General features: G+C 39.5%; 12 protein-coding genes. 2 read left to right on the top strand and 10 right to left on the bottom strand.

Annotated features, from left to right (window positions below):
* Positions 1 to 180 precede the first annotated feature (180 nt).
* Complete coding sequence (locus tag V2H77_RS13360; RefSeq protein WP_341499193.1) at positions 181 to 774, bottom strand: tetratricopeptide repeat protein; 594 nt, start codon at positions 772 to 774, stop codon at positions 181 to 183.
* Positions 775 to 816: 42 nt separating this feature from the next.
* Positions 817 to 2,175, bottom strand: coding sequence for an MATE family efflux transporter (locus V2H77_RS13355; RefSeq protein WP_341499192.1), 1,359 nt, complete (start codon positions 2,173 to 2,175; stop codon positions 817 to 819).
* 554 nt (positions 2,176 to 2,729) lie between these two features.
* Here V2H77_RS13355 and V2H77_RS13350 point away from each other — a divergent pair.
* On the top strand, positions 2,730 to 4,004 hold the full coding sequence (locus V2H77_RS13350) for a bifunctional O-acetylhomoserine aminocarboxypropyltransferase/cysteine synthase (RefSeq protein ID WP_341499191.1): 1,275 nt from the start codon (positions 2,730 to 2,732) through the stop codon (positions 4,002 to 4,004).
* Between the two features lie 367 nt (positions 4,005 to 4,371).
* A complete protein-coding gene (locus V2H77_RS13345) occupies positions 4,372 to 5,166 on the top strand; it encodes a glycoside hydrolase family 16 protein (protein WP_341499190.1) in 795 nt (264 codons plus the stop codon).
* A 63-nt stretch (positions 5,167 to 5,229) separates the two neighbouring features.
* Here the strand turns inward: V2H77_RS13345 and V2H77_RS13340 are convergent, their stop codons facing one another.
* The 8 genes from V2H77_RS13340 to V2H77_RS13305 all read right to left on the bottom strand — a co-directional run bounded on the left by V2H77_RS13340 (position 5,230) and on the right by V2H77_RS13305 (position 17,259).
* The gene (locus tag V2H77_RS13340) at positions 5,230 to 7,323 is read right to left on the bottom strand and encodes a TonB-dependent copper receptor (RefSeq protein WP_341499189.1); all 2,094 of its coding nucleotides are present in this window, start codon (positions 7,321 to 7,323) and stop codon (positions 5,230 to 5,232) included.
* A gap of 155 nt (positions 7,324 to 7,478) precedes the next feature.
* The gene (locus tag V2H77_RS13335) at positions 7,479 to 7,982 is read right to left on the bottom strand and encodes a DUF2946 domain-containing protein (RefSeq protein ID WP_341499188.1); all 504 of its coding nucleotides are present in this window, start codon (positions 7,980 to 7,982) and stop codon (positions 7,479 to 7,481) included.
* Positions 7,983 to 8,353: 371 nt separating this feature from the next.
* A complete protein-coding gene (locus V2H77_RS13330; protein WP_341499187.1) occupies positions 8,354 to 9,139 on the bottom strand; it encodes a cupin-like domain-containing protein in 786 nt (261 codons plus the stop codon).
* Between the two features lie 149 nt (positions 9,140 to 9,288).
* The gene (locus V2H77_RS13325) at positions 9,289 to 11,712 is read right to left on the bottom strand and encodes an acylase (RefSeq protein ID WP_341499186.1); all 2,424 of its coding nucleotides are present in this window, start codon (positions 11,710 to 11,712) and stop codon (positions 9,289 to 9,291) included.
* Between the two features lie 2 nt (positions 11,713 to 11,714).
* Positions 11,715 to 12,725 (bottom strand): TauD/TfdA family dioxygenase, encoded by a 1,011-nt coding sequence (locus tag V2H77_RS13320; RefSeq protein ID WP_341499195.1) that lies wholly within the window; start codon positions 12,723 to 12,725, stop codon positions 11,715 to 11,717.
* A gap of 154 nt (positions 12,726 to 12,879) precedes the next feature.
* Positions 12,880 to 13,623: an aspartyl/asparaginyl beta-hydroxylase domain-containing protein gene (locus V2H77_RS13315; protein ID WP_265377987.1), complete on the bottom strand. Its 744-nt coding sequence runs from the start codon at positions 13,621 to 13,623 to the stop codon at positions 12,880 to 12,882.
* A gap of 89 nt (positions 13,624 to 13,712) precedes the next feature.
* A complete protein-coding gene (locus V2H77_RS13310; protein WP_341499185.1) occupies positions 13,713 to 15,380 on the bottom strand; it encodes a cyclic peptide export ABC transporter in 1,668 nt (555 codons plus the stop codon).
* A gap of 40 nt (positions 15,381 to 15,420) precedes the next feature.
* Complete coding sequence (locus V2H77_RS13305) at positions 15,421 to 17,259, bottom strand: thioesterase domain-containing protein (RefSeq protein WP_341499184.1); 1,839 nt, start codon at positions 17,257 to 17,259, stop codon at positions 15,421 to 15,423.
* Positions 17,260 to 17,292 lie beyond the last annotated feature (33 nt).

The raw sequence follows: 17,292 nt of genomic DNA, 5'->3' as shown, positions 1-17,292 counted from the left end.
TTTAATAACCATGAATTTATAAAATAATCTTTTATGAAATAAGCTGTCAAATAGCAATATTGATAGTACTTTATACTAACTGAAAGAGTTAAATAAATCATTTAAATGATTTAATAAAACCCCCTATCTTTAGACAGGGAGTTAAATGTAGATATAATAACGATCAAACTAATATAAATATCATTCAGGTTCTTTGTATCCTAGCTGTATCATTATGATATCCCAATGATCTAAAGAAAATTTAGCTTCTTTATCCCCCATATCAGCCATTTTCTGAAAATATATTTTCGCCTTCTTTAAATCTTGTGGAACGTTGCCATCACCATGTAAATAAATGACAGACATATTATTGTATGCCTTTAAAAGACCTTGGCTACCGGCTCTTTCGTAAAATTCTAATGCTTTTTTTGCATCCTGCTTATCGCTATCTCCAGATTCGTAAGCAACACCTAACCAAAATAAAGCCAATATGTGATTGTTATCTAAATCTAAGGCTTTCTCATAATAATATTTAGCTATTTCATAATCCCTTTCCGAACTTGGTAATGAAATATCACTATATAAACGCCCCAACAAAAAATTAGCATCCGCACTCCCCTTTTCTGCCAATTTTTCTAAGTTATGAAACTCCTCAACTGTTCCGGGTGTCTTCAGCGTAATTTCCTTGTCCTCATAATGCATACCTGTAAACACCGTTTTCGGAATATATTTTGCTATATTTTCCGCATATACGTTAGAAACCAATAAAACCATAATTAAAATAATATATTTCATGATACTGCCCTAAATTATTTGCCAAAATATCCTGTAGTTAAATTAGGAAATTATTTGAGAAATCATACCTCTCTGTCTAACCCTTAATATGATAAACAGCAGAATAGCATTCACAAAAAGCCCCAAAACCAACCCATACCAAAACCCTATAATTCCCATCCTCTCGGTTACCCAGTCTGTCAAAGCCAAAACAAACCCTAATGGCAAGCCCACTAACCAATAACCGAATAACGGCGCGTAAAATACCGATCGGGTATCATGAAAACCCCGTAAAATACCGGATAAAGCCGCCTGACAAGAGTCAAAGAATTGGAATAGACATAACAGAAAGATGATGTTAAGCGCAATTATTATAACTCCATTGTCGTTAGTATAGAGTGAAATAAATGAACCGGCGAAATAGTAGATTAAAACGCCAATAACTGCGGAAATAGATAAAATTAAGGCAATTGAGATCCTTATAGTGCCGATTAATGATGTTCTATCTCCCTTCCCAATATAGGAACCGACTTTCACAGTCACAGCGGCGGCAATCCCACCCGTTATGGTATAAATGATAGAGGTAATATTGAGCATAATATTATGCGCAGCAATGACTTGAGCACCTAAAGGAGCAGCGGTTATCGCGATCACATCGAGAAAAACCATTTCAACAAAAAGCGCCAATCCACTTGGCATGCTAATATAAAAAGTCTTCATCAAAGCATTATATTTCGGCAAACTAAAATCTGGCCTATAGCGACGATATTCCTTCTTTAGCAAAAAATAGATAATCAAGCATACAGCAATTAGATTATTAATAATTGCAGTTGTAATACCCGCGCCAATGCCGCCCATTGCTGGCAAACCCAGTTTTCCATAAATGAAGATGTAATTTAATGGTATATTCAATAATAAAGAAGCCGCAGACAAATACATTGCGATTTTTGTGTCTTCCAATCCTTGTAGAAAGGAACGAAAAACATTAAATATCATAACGCTAGGAACACCACAAGCCAGCGCAATAACATAGCCCTGGGTAATTTCTAAAATATGCTCATCAATACCGATGAACGAAAGTAGCCAGCTAACTAACATTAATAAAAGAATTATTGGTATCGAAAGTATCACCGCCAGAAACAAGTAATTTTTGAGACTGTCTCTAATCCCTTCGTCATCATGTTGCGCTTTCTGCTTAGCGACATCTGCTGCCAGCATGATAATCATCCCATATCCTAATACAAATATAGGAAACCAAATACTACTGCCTAATGTTACCGCTGCTAAATCAGCCGTAGCATAGTGACCAGACATCACAATATCAACAAAACTCATTGCTGTACGTGCTATCTGACTAACGATGATAGGGAAAGAGAAAAATAAAAGTTGTTTCAACTCCCGCCGGTTTGAAAACATAGCCATAAGAATCCTATTAATTTATTGGTTAGTGCCAATATTGATAATACTAACAATAAATTACGACCAAAATCATTTAAAAAAGTCTAAAAAAGTGAGAATGACGAGTATACCTGCTATTTTCGCTCAGGCAACAACGAATAAATAAATTAAAGCAATCTAACGAGAACTAACTATTTCACAGCAATTTTTGTGATCTTTATAAAAGATTGAATATTTATTTAAGTATTTTGTTCCCATTTTCTATTTTAGTAGTTAATGTTACTTGGCTGAAATTATTGAAGTATTTTGTGATAACATCCACATTATTAAAAAAATAATAATACTAACATAGCTAAAGCAAATAATTAGTAACTTTTTCAAATTATTTCTTTAATCAATAAAGAATTAGCGAAAATATCATGTCTACACAGATATCTATTCTAATAGTTCATCAATCAAAAAGAGAGATAAATCAAGTTCCTTGTAAGCAATTGCGAGCGGCTATGGTTTTAACAAAGGCCGATTACACCTATTCATCAAAGATATATGTCATCTTACCGTAAAAAAAGAGATCGAAAATGAAACCAGAAACTCTTGCTATCCACGGCGGATATTCCCCTGATCCAACCACCAAAGCCGTTGCCGTTCCTATTTATCAAACGACATCCTATGCGTTTGACGACACTCAACATGGCGCCGACCTATTTGATTTAAAGGTTGAGGGCAACATCTACTCCCGCATTATGAACCCGACTAATGATGTATTAGAAAAACGGGTTGCTCTACTTGAAGGAGGAATCGCTGCTTTGGCGGTTGCATCTGGCATGGCGGCCGTCACCTGTGCAATTCAATCCATTGCCAGCGCTGGAGATAACATTATATCTGTTGCTAAGTTATATGGCGGCACTCATAACCTGTTAGCTCACACATTGCCGCGATTCGGAATTGAGACTCGGTTTGCTGAACACGATGATATTGCAGCATTGGAATCATTGATTGATGACAATACCAAGGCGGTATTTTGTGAATCTATTGGTAATCCGGCAGGTAATATTGTTGATCTGAAAAAATTTGCCGAAGTCGCTCATCGTCATGGCATCCCTTTAATTGTTGATAATACTGTCGCCACTCCTGTGCTTTGTCGCCCCTTCGAGCACGGCGCTGACATTGTTATTCACTCTTTAACCAAGTATATGGGAGGGCATGGTAATTCTATTGGCGGCATCATTGTAGATTCCGGCAATTTCCCCTGGAAAAAATATCAGCAACGGTTTGCTATATTAACTACCCCGGACCCTTCCTATCATAACGTCGTTTATACCGAGCAATTCGGCAAAGCTGCATTTATCGGACATTGTCGTGTTGTACCACTACGTAATATGGGAGCTTCACTGTCGCCTTTTAATGCTTTCCTTATCCTGCAAGGTTTGGAAACACTGGCATTAAGAATGGAACGTCATACTGAAAATGCGCTGAAAGTCGCTCATTATCTGCAAGATCATCCTCAAGTTAGTTGGGTGAAATATGCCGGGCTGCCAAACCATCCAGAACATGAACTGGCTCAGCAATATATGAATGGGAAACCATCAGCCATCCTCTCCTTTGGTATTAAAGGCGGGCAGCAATCCGGCGCACGATTTATTGACGCACTAAAATTGATTGTGCGCTTGGTTAATATTGGCGACGCTAAATCACTTGCCTGTCATCCAGCGTCAACAACGCATAGCCAATTAAATGATGAAGAGTTAATTAAAGCCGGCGTATCACAGGATATGATTCGCTTGTCAATCGGCATTGAACATATCGATGATATTATTGCCGATCTTGCTCAAGCGCTGGATGCATCGAAATAATTTAGATTTGTCATATACCCCGTTCTGACGAACGGGGTTCTATTCACCGATATTCACTGTTTTTATTCTATCTATCTCAATTATTTTTCCCAACTCATATTGTCAACTTTAATTCCCTTTCATTTTTATCAACCAATATTAATACCATATTGAATGAATAAAACGAAAATAATGGGGGTAATAAATTAAATCGGTAACCCCGTCGCTAATATTCGATAAAGTAATTCATATCTCTGCTACAAAAAAGGGGAACCAATAGCACTCATTTTTTAGATTGATATCCATAAGGTTCAAGGGCTCGAATAGAAATCGGTAATAGCTATCGAATAAATAACAATTATTCACGTCAAACATACAAGGAAAATAGATGAAAATTAAGCTAACCTACACGTTGTTATTAAGCACATTGTTCAGTGGGTATGCTCTAGCAAAAATCCCCAATGAATTTAGCTCTACTCCCTCATTTGAAGATAATTTCGATGGCGCCGCGCTTAATACCCAAAAATGGGATCACCGTGGTCTGGGCGTCAGAAAAAATTGTATCAATACTCCATCAGCGGTTATCGTACAAAATGGTCATTTAATCATAAAAACCTATTCCGATAGTTCTTCTGGCAAGTTACAAAATTATTGCGGCATGATTTCAACACAAAAAAGTTTTCTACAAGCATATGGCTATTGGGAAGCCGCTATCAGATTTAATCGTGCAGAAGGTAATCAAGTTGCATTTTGGATACAGTCACCGACAATGGGCCTCGATTTAACAAATCCAGAAAAATCAGGTGTCGAAATTGATGTATTTGAACATTTAGCCGAAGCAAAACAAGAGCAATATGATCACGCTATTCACTGGAATGGTTATGGCAGCGCTCATAAGGAGTGGTCAAAGAGATCATCTACCAGTAAATTGACTGATGGTCAATTCCACAAATTTGCTGTGGCATGGACTCCAAATGGCTATACATTTTATATTGATGATATTGCTCAAACTCTGTCGGGGTTAGATCAAGTTCCTATTTCAATCACAGAAGAATACATTATTTTAAGTTCTGAAGTACCGCGCAGTTATCCAGCGCAAGGTTATGGCCCGATAAATAAAACAACCGCAACATTCGATGTCGATTATGTAAAAGTTTATCCGTATATCGGTAATAAGAAATAGTCATTAATCAGGAAAAGGATAAACAAATAATTGGCGCCCAATTAATTGGACGCCATTTTCTCATTAGAATTTTACATCTACTTTCGCCCACACCGTCCGGCCGGGTTCATTCACTGAGGTATTCGCTGAATAACCAAAGGTGCTATTACCGGCAAGGTTAAGGTGTTCGCTGTACTCTTTATCCAAAATATTGTCGATACCCGCGCTAACTTTTACATTTTTATTAACCTTATAGGCCATGTTGGCTGAAAGCACGCCGAAACCTGGACTATCTTGAAAATCTTTACCAACGACATTGCCTTGCCCCACAGCAATCCGATGCTGGCTGCTTACCAATCGCCACAAGCCGGTACTGCTCCAATCACCACGTTCATAGGTCAATCCGAAACGGGCTTCCAAAGGTGGGATCTGAGGCATCGGCTTGTTATCCGTCCTGTTTTCTCCCCAAGCATAGGCAAGGCTGGCATCCGTTTTCCAATGATCAGTCAATTGATAACCGAAGCCCATTTCTCCGCCCATGATATTGGCATTAACGTTATCCGCCTGGCTAATACGGGCGTTTGTCGGGCTATATCTAAATAAAATGAAATCATTTACACGCCCCAGATAGGCGGATACCCAACCATTAAAACGCTCCCCGGTATATTGAGCGCCAATATCAAGTTGAGTGGTTTTCTCACTTTTTACCCCATCAAAAGCGCTGGCACTCCCCGCCGGACCATATTTAGGCGAGAACAATTCCCAATAGTCGGGGAAACGTTCGGTATAACCAATACCGGCATAAAACATCATTGGCATATCCGCCAGTGTATGCTCTAAGCGCATAAAACCACTCGGTAAAGTATCATTACGCTCTTTTTCACTATTACCAGCAAATTTCTTTGCTCGACTGCGATCAAGACGGGCGCCGGTTATCAATTCGCTCTGTTCCGTAGCAGACCAAGTTAGCTCACTAAATAGACCATAGTTATAGAATTGCGCATCCTTTTGCCATCTACTACCGGCTTTATTACGGTGAGTATTGGTTTGTGTATCCGCGCCACTTTCCAATTTGAAGTCTTGCCATAGCCAGGTGCCCATAATTCGCCCCCCGATAACGCGACGATCCAGTTGCATCGACATACCGTGATTCATATTCATGTGCATGCCACACCCGTGTTTACAACTCGAAGAAGACATCCCCATCGACATAGCGCTATTCGGAGAACGCAAGGTTATATTGTCCATAATATGGTTGGTATAGTTGTAATAAACTTGGGCTTCAACCTTATCAAGCACTTCACTAATGTGAGATTTCTCAAAACGCACGCCAAGACTTTCACGTTTGAATTGTGAACCGTCCATACTGCGTCCTGCATAACGGGCCTCTCCGTCCCCTTTCCCTGCGGTCAACTCAAGCAACGTATCTTTATCCGGCGTCCATCCCAACGCCAGATCACTATTCCATTTATCCCAACGTGAAGGAACGCGATACCCACTGCCATCTTTGTAGTCATTTGAGCGGGATTTATTCGCCATTAAACGTAAATATCCCAATTCATTGCCAATACTGGCATCCACATTGCCATCCCAACGGTCATTTGAACCCGTCAGCCCACTGGCATTGAATTTGACTCCCGGCTGATCAAAGCGAGGATGTTCACGTTCAAATCTTATGGTCCCTGCCGAAGCGCCAGCCCCCCACAATACCGTTTGAGGCCCTTTAATGACTGTCAGCAAATCATAACTTTCTGGCGAAATGTAGGATGAAGGGGCATCCATTCTGCCGGGACACGCTCCTAACATTTCTGCGCCATCAGTCAGGAGTTTAATTCTTGAACCAAACATGCCCCGAAATACCGGATCGCCATTGGTGCCGCCATTACGGATTTGGGAAAATCCGGGTATGGTTTTTAAATAATCAGAACCGTCACTTGCTGGAACTGGCTGACGAGGCGTTTTTGGCGAAGTGACAATTGCCAAAGGAGAGTACAAAGGCGCGGTTACGGTAATCACATCCCCATCATTGGTTTTTGAGCCCTTTACATGGTCGTGCGCATCCGATGCGGTTTCAGCCGCATAGCCATTAAAAGTCGCTAGCAGAAAAAGCGGCATTGCCGAACGGATACAATGGGATAGCATATTTTTTTTATGAGAAGAATTTTTTTCGAACATCATCTTGCCTTAATGTGAATCCACCTTCCAAAGTGATATTTCTATCAAAAGCGGAATACGTTATAGAATCCAACCAAATTGTTTTTGGTATGAGCAAACTTTTCCTGACTCAATAAGTTACAGGACAAAGCGTTGCAATTATGTTTAAACCAATGAGATTAGATCTGTTCAGGCGGAGCACGAGGCAACGAATCAGCAAAGATGAAATGCGGCAGAAAGGAAGCTACAGTTTGAATCGGTGGTGGCCGTGACGTCAGCGAAGTTGACCAAAATAGCAGTGTATTCGCCAAATCCAGTATAGGTACATGGATCAGAAAAACGCAGTATCCACAGGCGATATCCTCCAACATCGACATACCACCGCCAGCATGCATACCCATCTGCATGCCATCATGATGGCTGGTACTATATAACTTAGTACTATGTGATTGAGTAACCTGTGATGCGGAAGAAACGTCAGAATGAGACATATTCCGAGGCATATCATCGTCAGATGACATCGCCCTATGGCAATCGACCACTCTCGATGAATGAGCCTCACCAATGCGCGCATGTTCCAGCGATCGGGAGATCACTGGCGCAATGAACAACATCAGTATCGCGAATATCCCGAGCCAAGCTGGCAGGCGACTTCGCGATGTATAAAACCGGATCAGTGACAAACTAAGCCTATTTCTGTAGAGAACACATTCAGGGACGGGATTGTACGTATTTAACAAGCAAATGTTAAAGCACTTTATGCAGGAATGTCGCCTCGGCGACACAATTTATTGTTTTTCCAACGTTAGCAGGAGTTTTTTCACTCATTCGACCAAAAATACCAAAAATCTCACCTGTCACAATAACTGTATTCTTAGCAATATAACGCTACCCATTTTTGCAAAGTAGAACAACCGGCTTCAACCCAATACAGTCAGCCGACGGGGCCAAATCGCCTGACTGTGATAAGCAGCGCTAAAAACGCCATTTACGTTAGCCCCAAGGTATTTTTTCACCTTATTATGACCATTAACCGCCCCTTTGCTTCCGACAATTAACTTAATTCAGGAATCAACATGCGAATAAAACTCGCCTGTTCAGGCGATATATCATCGTCGTTAGTGATGGCGTTCTTAACAAGCTCCAAGTTCGTGTCATTAATAAAATTTTCAGTGATTGAAATTCCTGACGCCAAATTTTTAACTTGGTGATAGTGTGTACAAGGGGTGAAAACAATATCACCAGGATTCTGTATACAATGAATACCCTGAGCCTGAATGAAATCGGGATATAAGGCCAGATCGGGGTTAAAAGCATCAACTTTGCCATCACCTATTTTCGCTGCTTCTTCCGGCCCATAAAATATCCACTCTTTTCGACCACTAATAACCGCATTCCAGGCATGAGTAGAAGCAATATCCAAATGCAAACGAGAACCACTGTTTTTAGGCCCCATATAAATCCAGCGAAGTAATAGTAATGCGGCTTCATTATGCAAAATATCGTCTGCAACACGCTTACGAATCAAGCAGGAAAAATAGTCAGGGACCTCATAATCACTCACCAACTCTTTAAAATAGAGCGAAAACGGCCACGCAGAGGCATAATAAGGATCGGGTTCTTCCACATCTTTTATATAATCAATATAGTCACCAAGAGACATATATTTATTATCTTTATTATTTGAGGATCGAAATACTTTTATCAGGTGATGACCAAATTTTTGCTGAAAATAGTTCCATGTCCACTTCGTTCTTGCTACCCACTGTTCAGCTCCGCCTCGAATAATAAAAGGGACTCTATCCAGCATGCAAGTAAACACATCCTCTATGGATGGCATGGTGAACTCTACACATTTCTGACATCCAGAATTAGAAAAATCCATCATATTTATATCGTTCCAAAGAATAAATAGTATTTTCGATAACTGACGGAACCAATCCGCCAGTTAATAATTTTATCCAGCCAAGGCCCAAATAATCTGATTGCCTAATGTTGGATAACCACTTCTGAAATAGTTGATCGTTTAATCTCTTCTGGCCGATAAGGCAACGGCAATAGCTGTTTATAATGAGAATAAAACCGGCTCTGATCCGCAAAATAAGGCGAATCAATATCAGAAGATTGCGAATAAGTGAGTAACCCACGCGCATTAGGTCCTTGTTGATCAAATGCCACCAGCATTATCCAACTGGAACCATAACGAATATGATATCCTTGATCAGTTAGCTCCGATTCCAATGCCTCACCAGTCACCACATCATTACCCACAGTATAATGATGTTTAGGAAACAGGGTTTCATCCTCATCCCGCGGAGCGATCATATTAAAGCCGCCTTCTTTTCCAAACAACCCCGGCCAACTCATGCGATTATCTGCCGGTTTACCGTCAGGTGCGGTACTTTCAATAAATTGAAACTGACTCACCGGAGTATCTAAAGCCAGCCCCGCATTATTCACATTAGCAACCGCTCGTGCTAACAAGGTGACAAACTCTTCACTTTGTTTTAATTGGCGTGGCGTTGTTGCCGGGTGGGCTATGTCAAACGGTACGGCAAAGTGTTTTTGCTGATCAATTAAAAAAGCTAATTCACGTAATATAATCGCGCCCCGACTATCAGCATTAAATTCACCGTTCCATTGCGATAGCAATTGACATGCCTGAGTAATATCGACCTTCATGCCATTCACCAATCTAATTAATCGGTTCTGTGTTTTATCACATAGGGCAACCACATCTTTTAATATCAGTTCGGCTAAATATGAACGCTCAGAGAATAACGCCCGTTCTAACTCCATGAGAGAAAATCGCTTATTATCACCCGCCGCATCCTGTATTAGTTGCAATCCCATACGCGTTCTGAACGACAGGGGTTTTCGTTCATTACCCAGAAGTGGGGAAAAGCCTTCGAGTAAATGTTCCAAGTTCGTTGCCCAGTGAGAATCATTGGAATTTTGTACATAGGATGTTTCCACAAGCTGCGGGATCTGATCATAACCCAAGGCTTCGGTAAAAATCATGGATGATGAGTTACCCGGTAAAATAGTCACGTCATACTTCTCACGTGCTGCCGCTAGGGTTTCGTTATCATTCAATAATTGAATAGCTTCAAGAGACAATGCCGGTACAGCTTTATCACCAATAAAAATACCAACGCCTTCTTTACCCGTTAACAACGTGTTATTAAAAGCCAAGCCATTAAAATCTTTATAAGATTGTTTTGCATCAGCAAGACTATCCGCTCGATTCAACGCCAACCAATGATCAATCATATCAAGATTGTAAAGATTGACATCTTTCACGACATAAAATTCAGACTCGGACCAAGCAAAGTCTTCATTTTCAATAATTGGCCCAATATCAGTATAAAAATGATCTTTCGTGACCGTTTTAATACCGCTGTCGGTTTTGACTTCAATATGAATCGGCTTCGACATTACCGGCTTAATAACCCCATCAATCACATAATTCAGCGGATTGTTAGCAGCAGTTTGCATTTTGTAAACAATGACATGTTCAGCCTGTGAATAAGTGTGAGTCCAGGCAATATTGTGATTAAACCCAATATTAACAATACCCGGGAAACCAATTAAGGAGGCTCCCATGACATCAATCTTTCCGTTCATGACATGATGCACCTGCCAAAAACGCAGGTTGCCTTCATAAGGAAAATGGGGATTAGCCAATAACATGCCATTGACTTCTTCAACTTTGTCACGGCCTAATGCCCAACCATTCGAACCAATGGAATAACCATTATTCCTAGATATATTTAAAGACAATTGTTTTTGATCATCATTATTGGGATCAGCCGCATAATAATCAGCAAGAAATTGAGCAGAACCCGGAAATACCGCAATAGAAAATACATATGCCAGTACATCCTCACGTTGAATAGGTGTTACCCATTCTTGATCTCGACAAGCTTTTGGTAAGGTATAACGCCCTTCCTTAACATGGGACAGGTAGGTATTATAACCTGCAACAAATCCATCAATAATTACCTGTGAATCAGCACTTAATTGCGGCCATTTTTCACGCGCCTGTTCCACCAAAGCTAACGTTTTATAACCGAAGTCCTGAATTAAATTCAGTGAGTCCCCCTGCTTATCTCTATCAGCACCAAAGAAACGCGCACGCTCCCCTCTAATGCGCACGTAACTATCCGCCATAATGCATATATTATCTTGTGCCTGAGCATAGGCATTGCCAAAACTCAAGCTTCCCAAGTCGTGTGCATAAATATGAGGGACACCATAATGAGTACGAACAATTTTCGCTTCAAATGCTGTCTTCGTCTTTTCTGAATAACTTTTAAATCCGCTACAACTTATTGTTAATAAGGTAATCAACAGTAATGTGATTGATTTAAATGATATTGTTTTAAATAATATTGTTTTAAATGATGTCATTTTTATTTTGCCCTTAAAGTACCTGTATAAAAGTAATCTCTAGCTTTGAATTTTGATTCCAATATTAATGCCCTGAGTAACCAGCGATCATAACCATCGTATCGAGGTTCATACTCGCTGCGTGCATGAGCGACTTTGCGGTTATCAAATAGCAACATGTCTCCCGGCGATAATGTAAAGGACTCTCTATTTTCATTAATACACTGATTCAACTTTTCTAACGCGGCTTCTGCATTTGGGGTTAAACAACGCATATAAGCGGGATCAAATATCATTTCTGGTTCTTGATGTTGACTTAATATGGCAACACAACGACGGCCACTGGTATTTGACATAAATGTAGGATCGACATCGATCTCAAAGTTCGGTTTTTGTAATTCAGCAATGGTTTCAGCATCTAAATGAATATTCTTGGTTTGAAACAAATAGGTTTCAGCATTTTTATCGCCACGTAGACAATATAAAGCGACCCAGTCCGCTTTTGCATCATGGAAACCATCTTCAACATGCCATTCCAAAAACTCTTTGTTTGTCCCTAACTGCATATTCTTATATTTTTCCATTGGGAAAACATCATCGATAAAATTAAAGTTCTTTTTATTGACAAACGAATAAATATATCCAATGCGAGATAAAATCGTGGATATCAAAGTACGAACACCCGCCACCTCAGAACTATTTGTTTGTTCATAAGATAAAGGCGTTAAGCCCAGATCATCAGGGATAGGCAATCCCTTTATCAGCAAATAATTTTCATTTTCTAACGCACGAAAATCAAATAGCTTTTTCTGTAAACGCACAGGCAAATGAAACGATTGATAAAAACATTGCCAGTAAAATTCCTCGAAATTATCAATGTCATATTTTAGAGTAGACGCTAAAAATTCCTGCTTTAAATATGTCTGTTCTGTTGAGTCAAGCTCAAAAATGAAGTCATCAAACTCCTGAATATCAGACACCATGCATCGCCCATTTCTATTCATAAAGGCTATCCTTTTAAATTGTGTTGCCATATCCAGCAACACATATCTAATAAAATATACCCGTCATCTTTCAAGTTGCCTCTTTGTTGGCTGCGCTCACTCACCCCGATCACATCGTTCTCTATGCTCCCGGGGATTCGCTCCCTTGCCGTCGCGATGCATCTTGAAATCCATTGGGTATAAGCTAATCGAAAAGTTCACGAATACCGGTAATAATCAAAACCAATGCTTCTCGTTCCGCAAACGATAAATTGGGGTGCCAGATATCCATTAATAAACAAATTCTATGTTTATCTGAACGGTTATAAGCTTCATGCTGATAAGAATAATCAAAAAGCAAACATTCTCCTTCTTTCCAACATCTGGCTTCATTGGCAACGATGATCTCACAATTGCTAGCAGGAATATCGACTGCAAAGTGTAAATTAAGGGTGAAATTCCATAAATCACAATGCGGTTTAATCACCGTACCCGGTTGCAACACCGAAAAGTGAACTTCCAATAGAGGACAATGCCAATCCCGTAATTCATTATTAAAAATATGCCATGTAGCGGGCAAAATATTGGCAACTGCATTATTAGGCTGACCATTTTTGAACAAATATAACGCTTTCCAATCTCTTTGCGTTCCCAAATAGTGCTCATAATCGGTTATATGTTGGGATTCACCGCTGATGACCGCGTTAATTTCCTGTTTTATTTTACCCGCATTATTCATCAATGAGGTGACTAATGGCTGCAACTGCGGAAAAGAATGGGTATCTAACCACGGCGTGGTAGAAAGCCCAGGCATGATATATTTAGCATCTGCTTGTAATGGCGCTCTTTGTTGTAATAAAGGATAAAACATATCCTCTACTCTTTTTAAACAGTCACTCCCATATCTTTCCTTAATTCCAGCTAATTGATCTTCAAATAGTTCCAACATGATAACCTCCTGATATCTATTTTCTATTATGATTATATTTCTCTATTATAATTATCTTTCCCTATTATAGTTACCTTTCCTTATTATAGTCATACAGTAGAAATAGCGGGCTCTAGAGCCGCATTTTCTACTTTATCGGAGTGTACGTTGATTTCAATATTATCCACCAAACCATTATCCATAGTGATAACTCTGTCCGCGATATGAAAATATTTATCGTCATGGCTAATAACGATGATAGTTTTCCCATTGCGCTTCATTTCAGGAAGTAATTCATTATAGAAAAATCCTCTGTAATTAGGGTCCTGATCGGCTGCCCATTCATCAAACAAATAAACAGGCGCATCTTCCATATAAGAGATAACCAGAGCTAAGCGTTTACGTTGACCATGAGAAAGCTTAGTTGTGGACAATCTGCCATCTTTAACCGTGACTTTTTCTGCTAAATCCAATTTTTTCAGATATTGACGCGTTAATTCATCATCGGCAAGTTCACCTTTTCGATTAATTACCGTATCAAACAGATAAAAATCCGAATGAATAACACTGTACATATTCAGATAATTCTCTCGGTTATCTTTATTAACCACCTTATCATCTATGAAAATATCACCTTCAGATTTATTCAACAGTCCAATCAATAATTTGGCAAAAGTTGACTTGCCACTGCCATTACCGCCTTTAATAATGATAATTTCGCCGCGCTGAATATCCAGATCAATCGGCCCAACAGAAAAACAGTTCCCTTCACCGGTATACTGAAAGCTTATGGAACGCAGAGAAATTCGAGACCATTCTTTATATTCTTCGGTGTTGGTTACAGTTGGCTCCATTGATAAGTTTTCAGAAAACCTCAAGCGATCAATCTTACGCAGAGATATGAGCGCTTTTACTATGGTTTCCTGTGAGGACAAAATAAAATCAACAGGCCCCAGTAAAAAGGTCATAATAAAGATAAAGGTAAGAATATCGTTACTTTCTCCGATCCCCCACATAACATGAGAAAATAAAATAGCGCCAAGCACCAGAAATAATAATATTTGTCCCCAATTTTCATTCAATTTCCAGAAAATTTCTGATCTAAGATCAGAGTCATTAATCTTTTCTAATGAGGGTAAAACACCTCGATTAAAAAACGAATGTTTGCGCTTTTCATTATTATTAAGCTCTTTAACTCCATCCACCAGACTCTTAAATTGTTCATGAAGATTATCATAATCATCACGATATATCTCATCATAAGCTTCAGCTCGACTGATGAAATAACGGGAAACCAAAAGCCCTAATGGGAGAATGACCAGCGTGACCATAAACAGCTCAATCGATCTGAATGCCAGAAAACCTAAACATGCAATCACGGTAATTACATGATAAATAAACTGCGGCATGGTAGAGATAGCCCTGGAAATATCACTCACATCAGATGTTAAACTGGCCTGAACTTTATGCCCGCCAATCCTATCCAAAATGGCATAAGGGGTATTCAAGATCCGTTTCACTAAGGTACTACGAACTTCAAAAATAATTTTGACACTTAACTTTGTCATTAGGTAATTAGCAAAAGAACTTACAATAAATAAGCAAGCAAGCCCGGTGAAAAACTTAACTGTCCACGATACTAAGTCAGCGCTAATCTGCTCCAATGCATCATCGGTAATCAAGGAAATTAACCAAATACTAAAGAAAGCACTAAAAGCGCCAACAATACTATTAAATATAATTTTTAACCGATTGGCTTTAACCAAATCAGAGATCATCGAGATTAACTCCTAAATAAAATTTTATTATTGCCTGACTTTAACAATCTTTACTCTGCCACAAAGTGATATTCCATCCCCCCATAAAACCTCGGCTAATGGTTTTTGGCGTTAACCAAAAGCAGTGTTGATAAATAGCATCATTACCATTAATTTGCAAAATCAACACTTTATAGCCTTTGTCATAAACATCTGTTTTCAACCGCTGTAGAAGTTGCTTAAGCTGATCATTTAAAAAACTATCAAAGTGATAAATAACCACATGGTTTTCATTAAATCGATAATGATTTACATCAGCCTGTATTATCTCAATGTGATTCTTTTTATTTATAACGTTAACATTTTGCCGCGCAATTAACGCCAATGACTCAACAAATTCTACTCCAGTAATCTTGTTAAAATTGTAACTAGATGCACATATAATCGCTCGCCCTTTACCGCATCCCAAATCAACAAATTCAAAGTCACTGTACTCGATCGGCAGAGACATTAATGCTTTATCAATCACACTGTAATGAGCAGGCATATAACGAGTACCAACGGGAGAATTGACATGCCATTTATCGTCAAAATCAACGCCATTGGTTTGCACGCCTAAATATTGATCTTGGCTATCTTGTTGATCAATCCAGTGAAAAATTTCATCAGGTTGCGTGACGCCAAAAATAATCCATAATAAGTGATACAGCTCTTCTCCTCGTTGTACCTGAATTTTATTATCCAATATCGCCTTAGCGATAGCGGCTGATGGCTCCTCACTGGTTACGCACGCTATTAATGAATCCACACTGATTTCAATCTCACTATAAAAATCATATTGTTCATACATTGCATCATCAGCGTTGAAATCAATATGTACACCGCCATCCGCTATCTCAATAAACCAATATCCGACCTGTGATATCTTCACGCGGTGACAATGGTTGATATTATTTATAGGCCGATAAATATCGGCCCGATATTGCACAATGTCGAGCAACTCCTGATAGGTTAAGTTCGATGTTTTGAATAAAGGCTCCGGCCGGTAGCGTTGTCGCAATATAGCCTCAGCCAACTCTTCAACGGCACCCGGTTTTAATACTGAATAATGATCACCACCCACCATGCCGCAAGTAATCGTTTGTGCGACATAATCTTGTAAGGATGCAATAATCTTCTTTTTTTCCGCCCGTAGCTGTATGGAAGTTTCGCAATAAATGAATGTCATCTTGCCCTTTAATCTGGCCGATGGGACATAATTGCAAGCCATCGTAGAGTAGCGTTTATAAACTTCAATAAACCTTTCCAGCGCTTCACCTTCAATGCCTTGAGCTAACTCAGCACTCACTTCGTCGATCTCTTCGCGGGTATAAGGCTGTTGCTCATAGGCGGTAAGAAAACTATCAATCGCTATTAAGTCAACGGTTTTCCCTTTATTTTCCAACGCCAAAGCAACCTCGAAAGCAACACATGCCCCCACACAATCACCCACCAGTCGATAATGCTCTTGTGGATAGTCTTGCAAAAGTAATGCCGCATAACGTTCCGCCAAGGTTTTAATCGTCATGGTGTTCCCTCCCAAGAATAGGGAGGTTGCGTCAAATACTTTGAGGCAGAAATCGTTTTTTATTTCTCGGGCTAAATCAATAAAAGATGATACTGGCGCACCGGCGCCAGGAACCAAAAATAATGGCATTTGGTCAGCACCCAATGACACCAATTTAATGGCTTCATCTGGCGCTAAAAAAGTAATAATGTCGGCTTTATTAGCAATCACCAGATTTTTTAGTTCAGGAGTAAAAACACAACCTGACATGACCTTAAAACCCAGTTTGCCGTGCTCAACAAATAACTGCACCCCCGCAGCCGAAGTTTGCCGAATAATATCAACGACTCGCATTATTCCACCTTATTTATCAGCGTCTATTTTTAT

Source organism: Photorhabdus sp. P32 (assembly GCF_038085095.1).
Classification (GTDB): Bacteria; Pseudomonadota; Gammaproteobacteria; order Enterobacterales; family Enterobacteriaceae; genus Photorhabdus; species Photorhabdus luminescens.
This window is presented reverse-complemented; position numbering and strand designations above follow the sequence as displayed.

Coding starts and splice junctions, on each gene's coding strand:
- V2H77_RS13360 (WP_341499193.1), bottom strand. CDS start 774: ATGAAATATATTATTTTAATTATGGTTTTATTGGTTTCTAACGTATAT.
- V2H77_RS13355 (WP_341499192.1), bottom strand. CDS start 2,175: ATGGCTATGTTTTCAAACCGGCGGGAGTTGAAACAACTTTTATTTTTC.
- V2H77_RS13350 (WP_341499191.1), top strand. CDS start 2,730: ATGAAACCAGAAACTCTTGCTATCCACGGCGGATATTCCCCTGATCCA.
- V2H77_RS13345 (WP_341499190.1), top strand. CDS start 4,372: ATGAAAATTAAGCTAACCTACACGTTGTTATTAAGCACATTGTTCAGT.
- V2H77_RS13340 (WP_341499189.1), bottom strand. CDS start 7,323: ATGATGTTCGAAAAAAATTCTTCTCATAAAAAAAATATGCTATCCCAT.
- V2H77_RS13330 (WP_341499187.1), bottom strand. CDS start 9,139: ATGCCATCCATAGAGGATGTGTTTACTTGCATGCTGGATAGAGTCCCT.
- V2H77_RS13325 (WP_341499186.1), bottom strand. CDS start 11,712: ATGACATCATTTAAAACAATATTATTTAAAACAATATCATTTAAATCA.
- V2H77_RS13320 (WP_341499195.1), bottom strand. CDS start 12,725: ATGGCAACACAATTTAAAAGGATAGCCTTTATGAATAGAAATGGGCGA.
- V2H77_RS13315 (WP_265377987.1), bottom strand. CDS start 13,623: ATGTTGGAACTATTTGAAGATCAATTAGCTGGAATTAAGGAAAGATAT.
- V2H77_RS13310 (WP_341499185.1), bottom strand. CDS start 15,380: ATGATCTCTGATTTGGTTAAAGCCAATCGGTTAAAAATTATATTTAAT.
- V2H77_RS13305 (WP_341499184.1), bottom strand. CDS start 17,259: ATGCGAGTCGTTGATATTATTCGGCAAACTTCGGCTGCGGGGGTGCAG.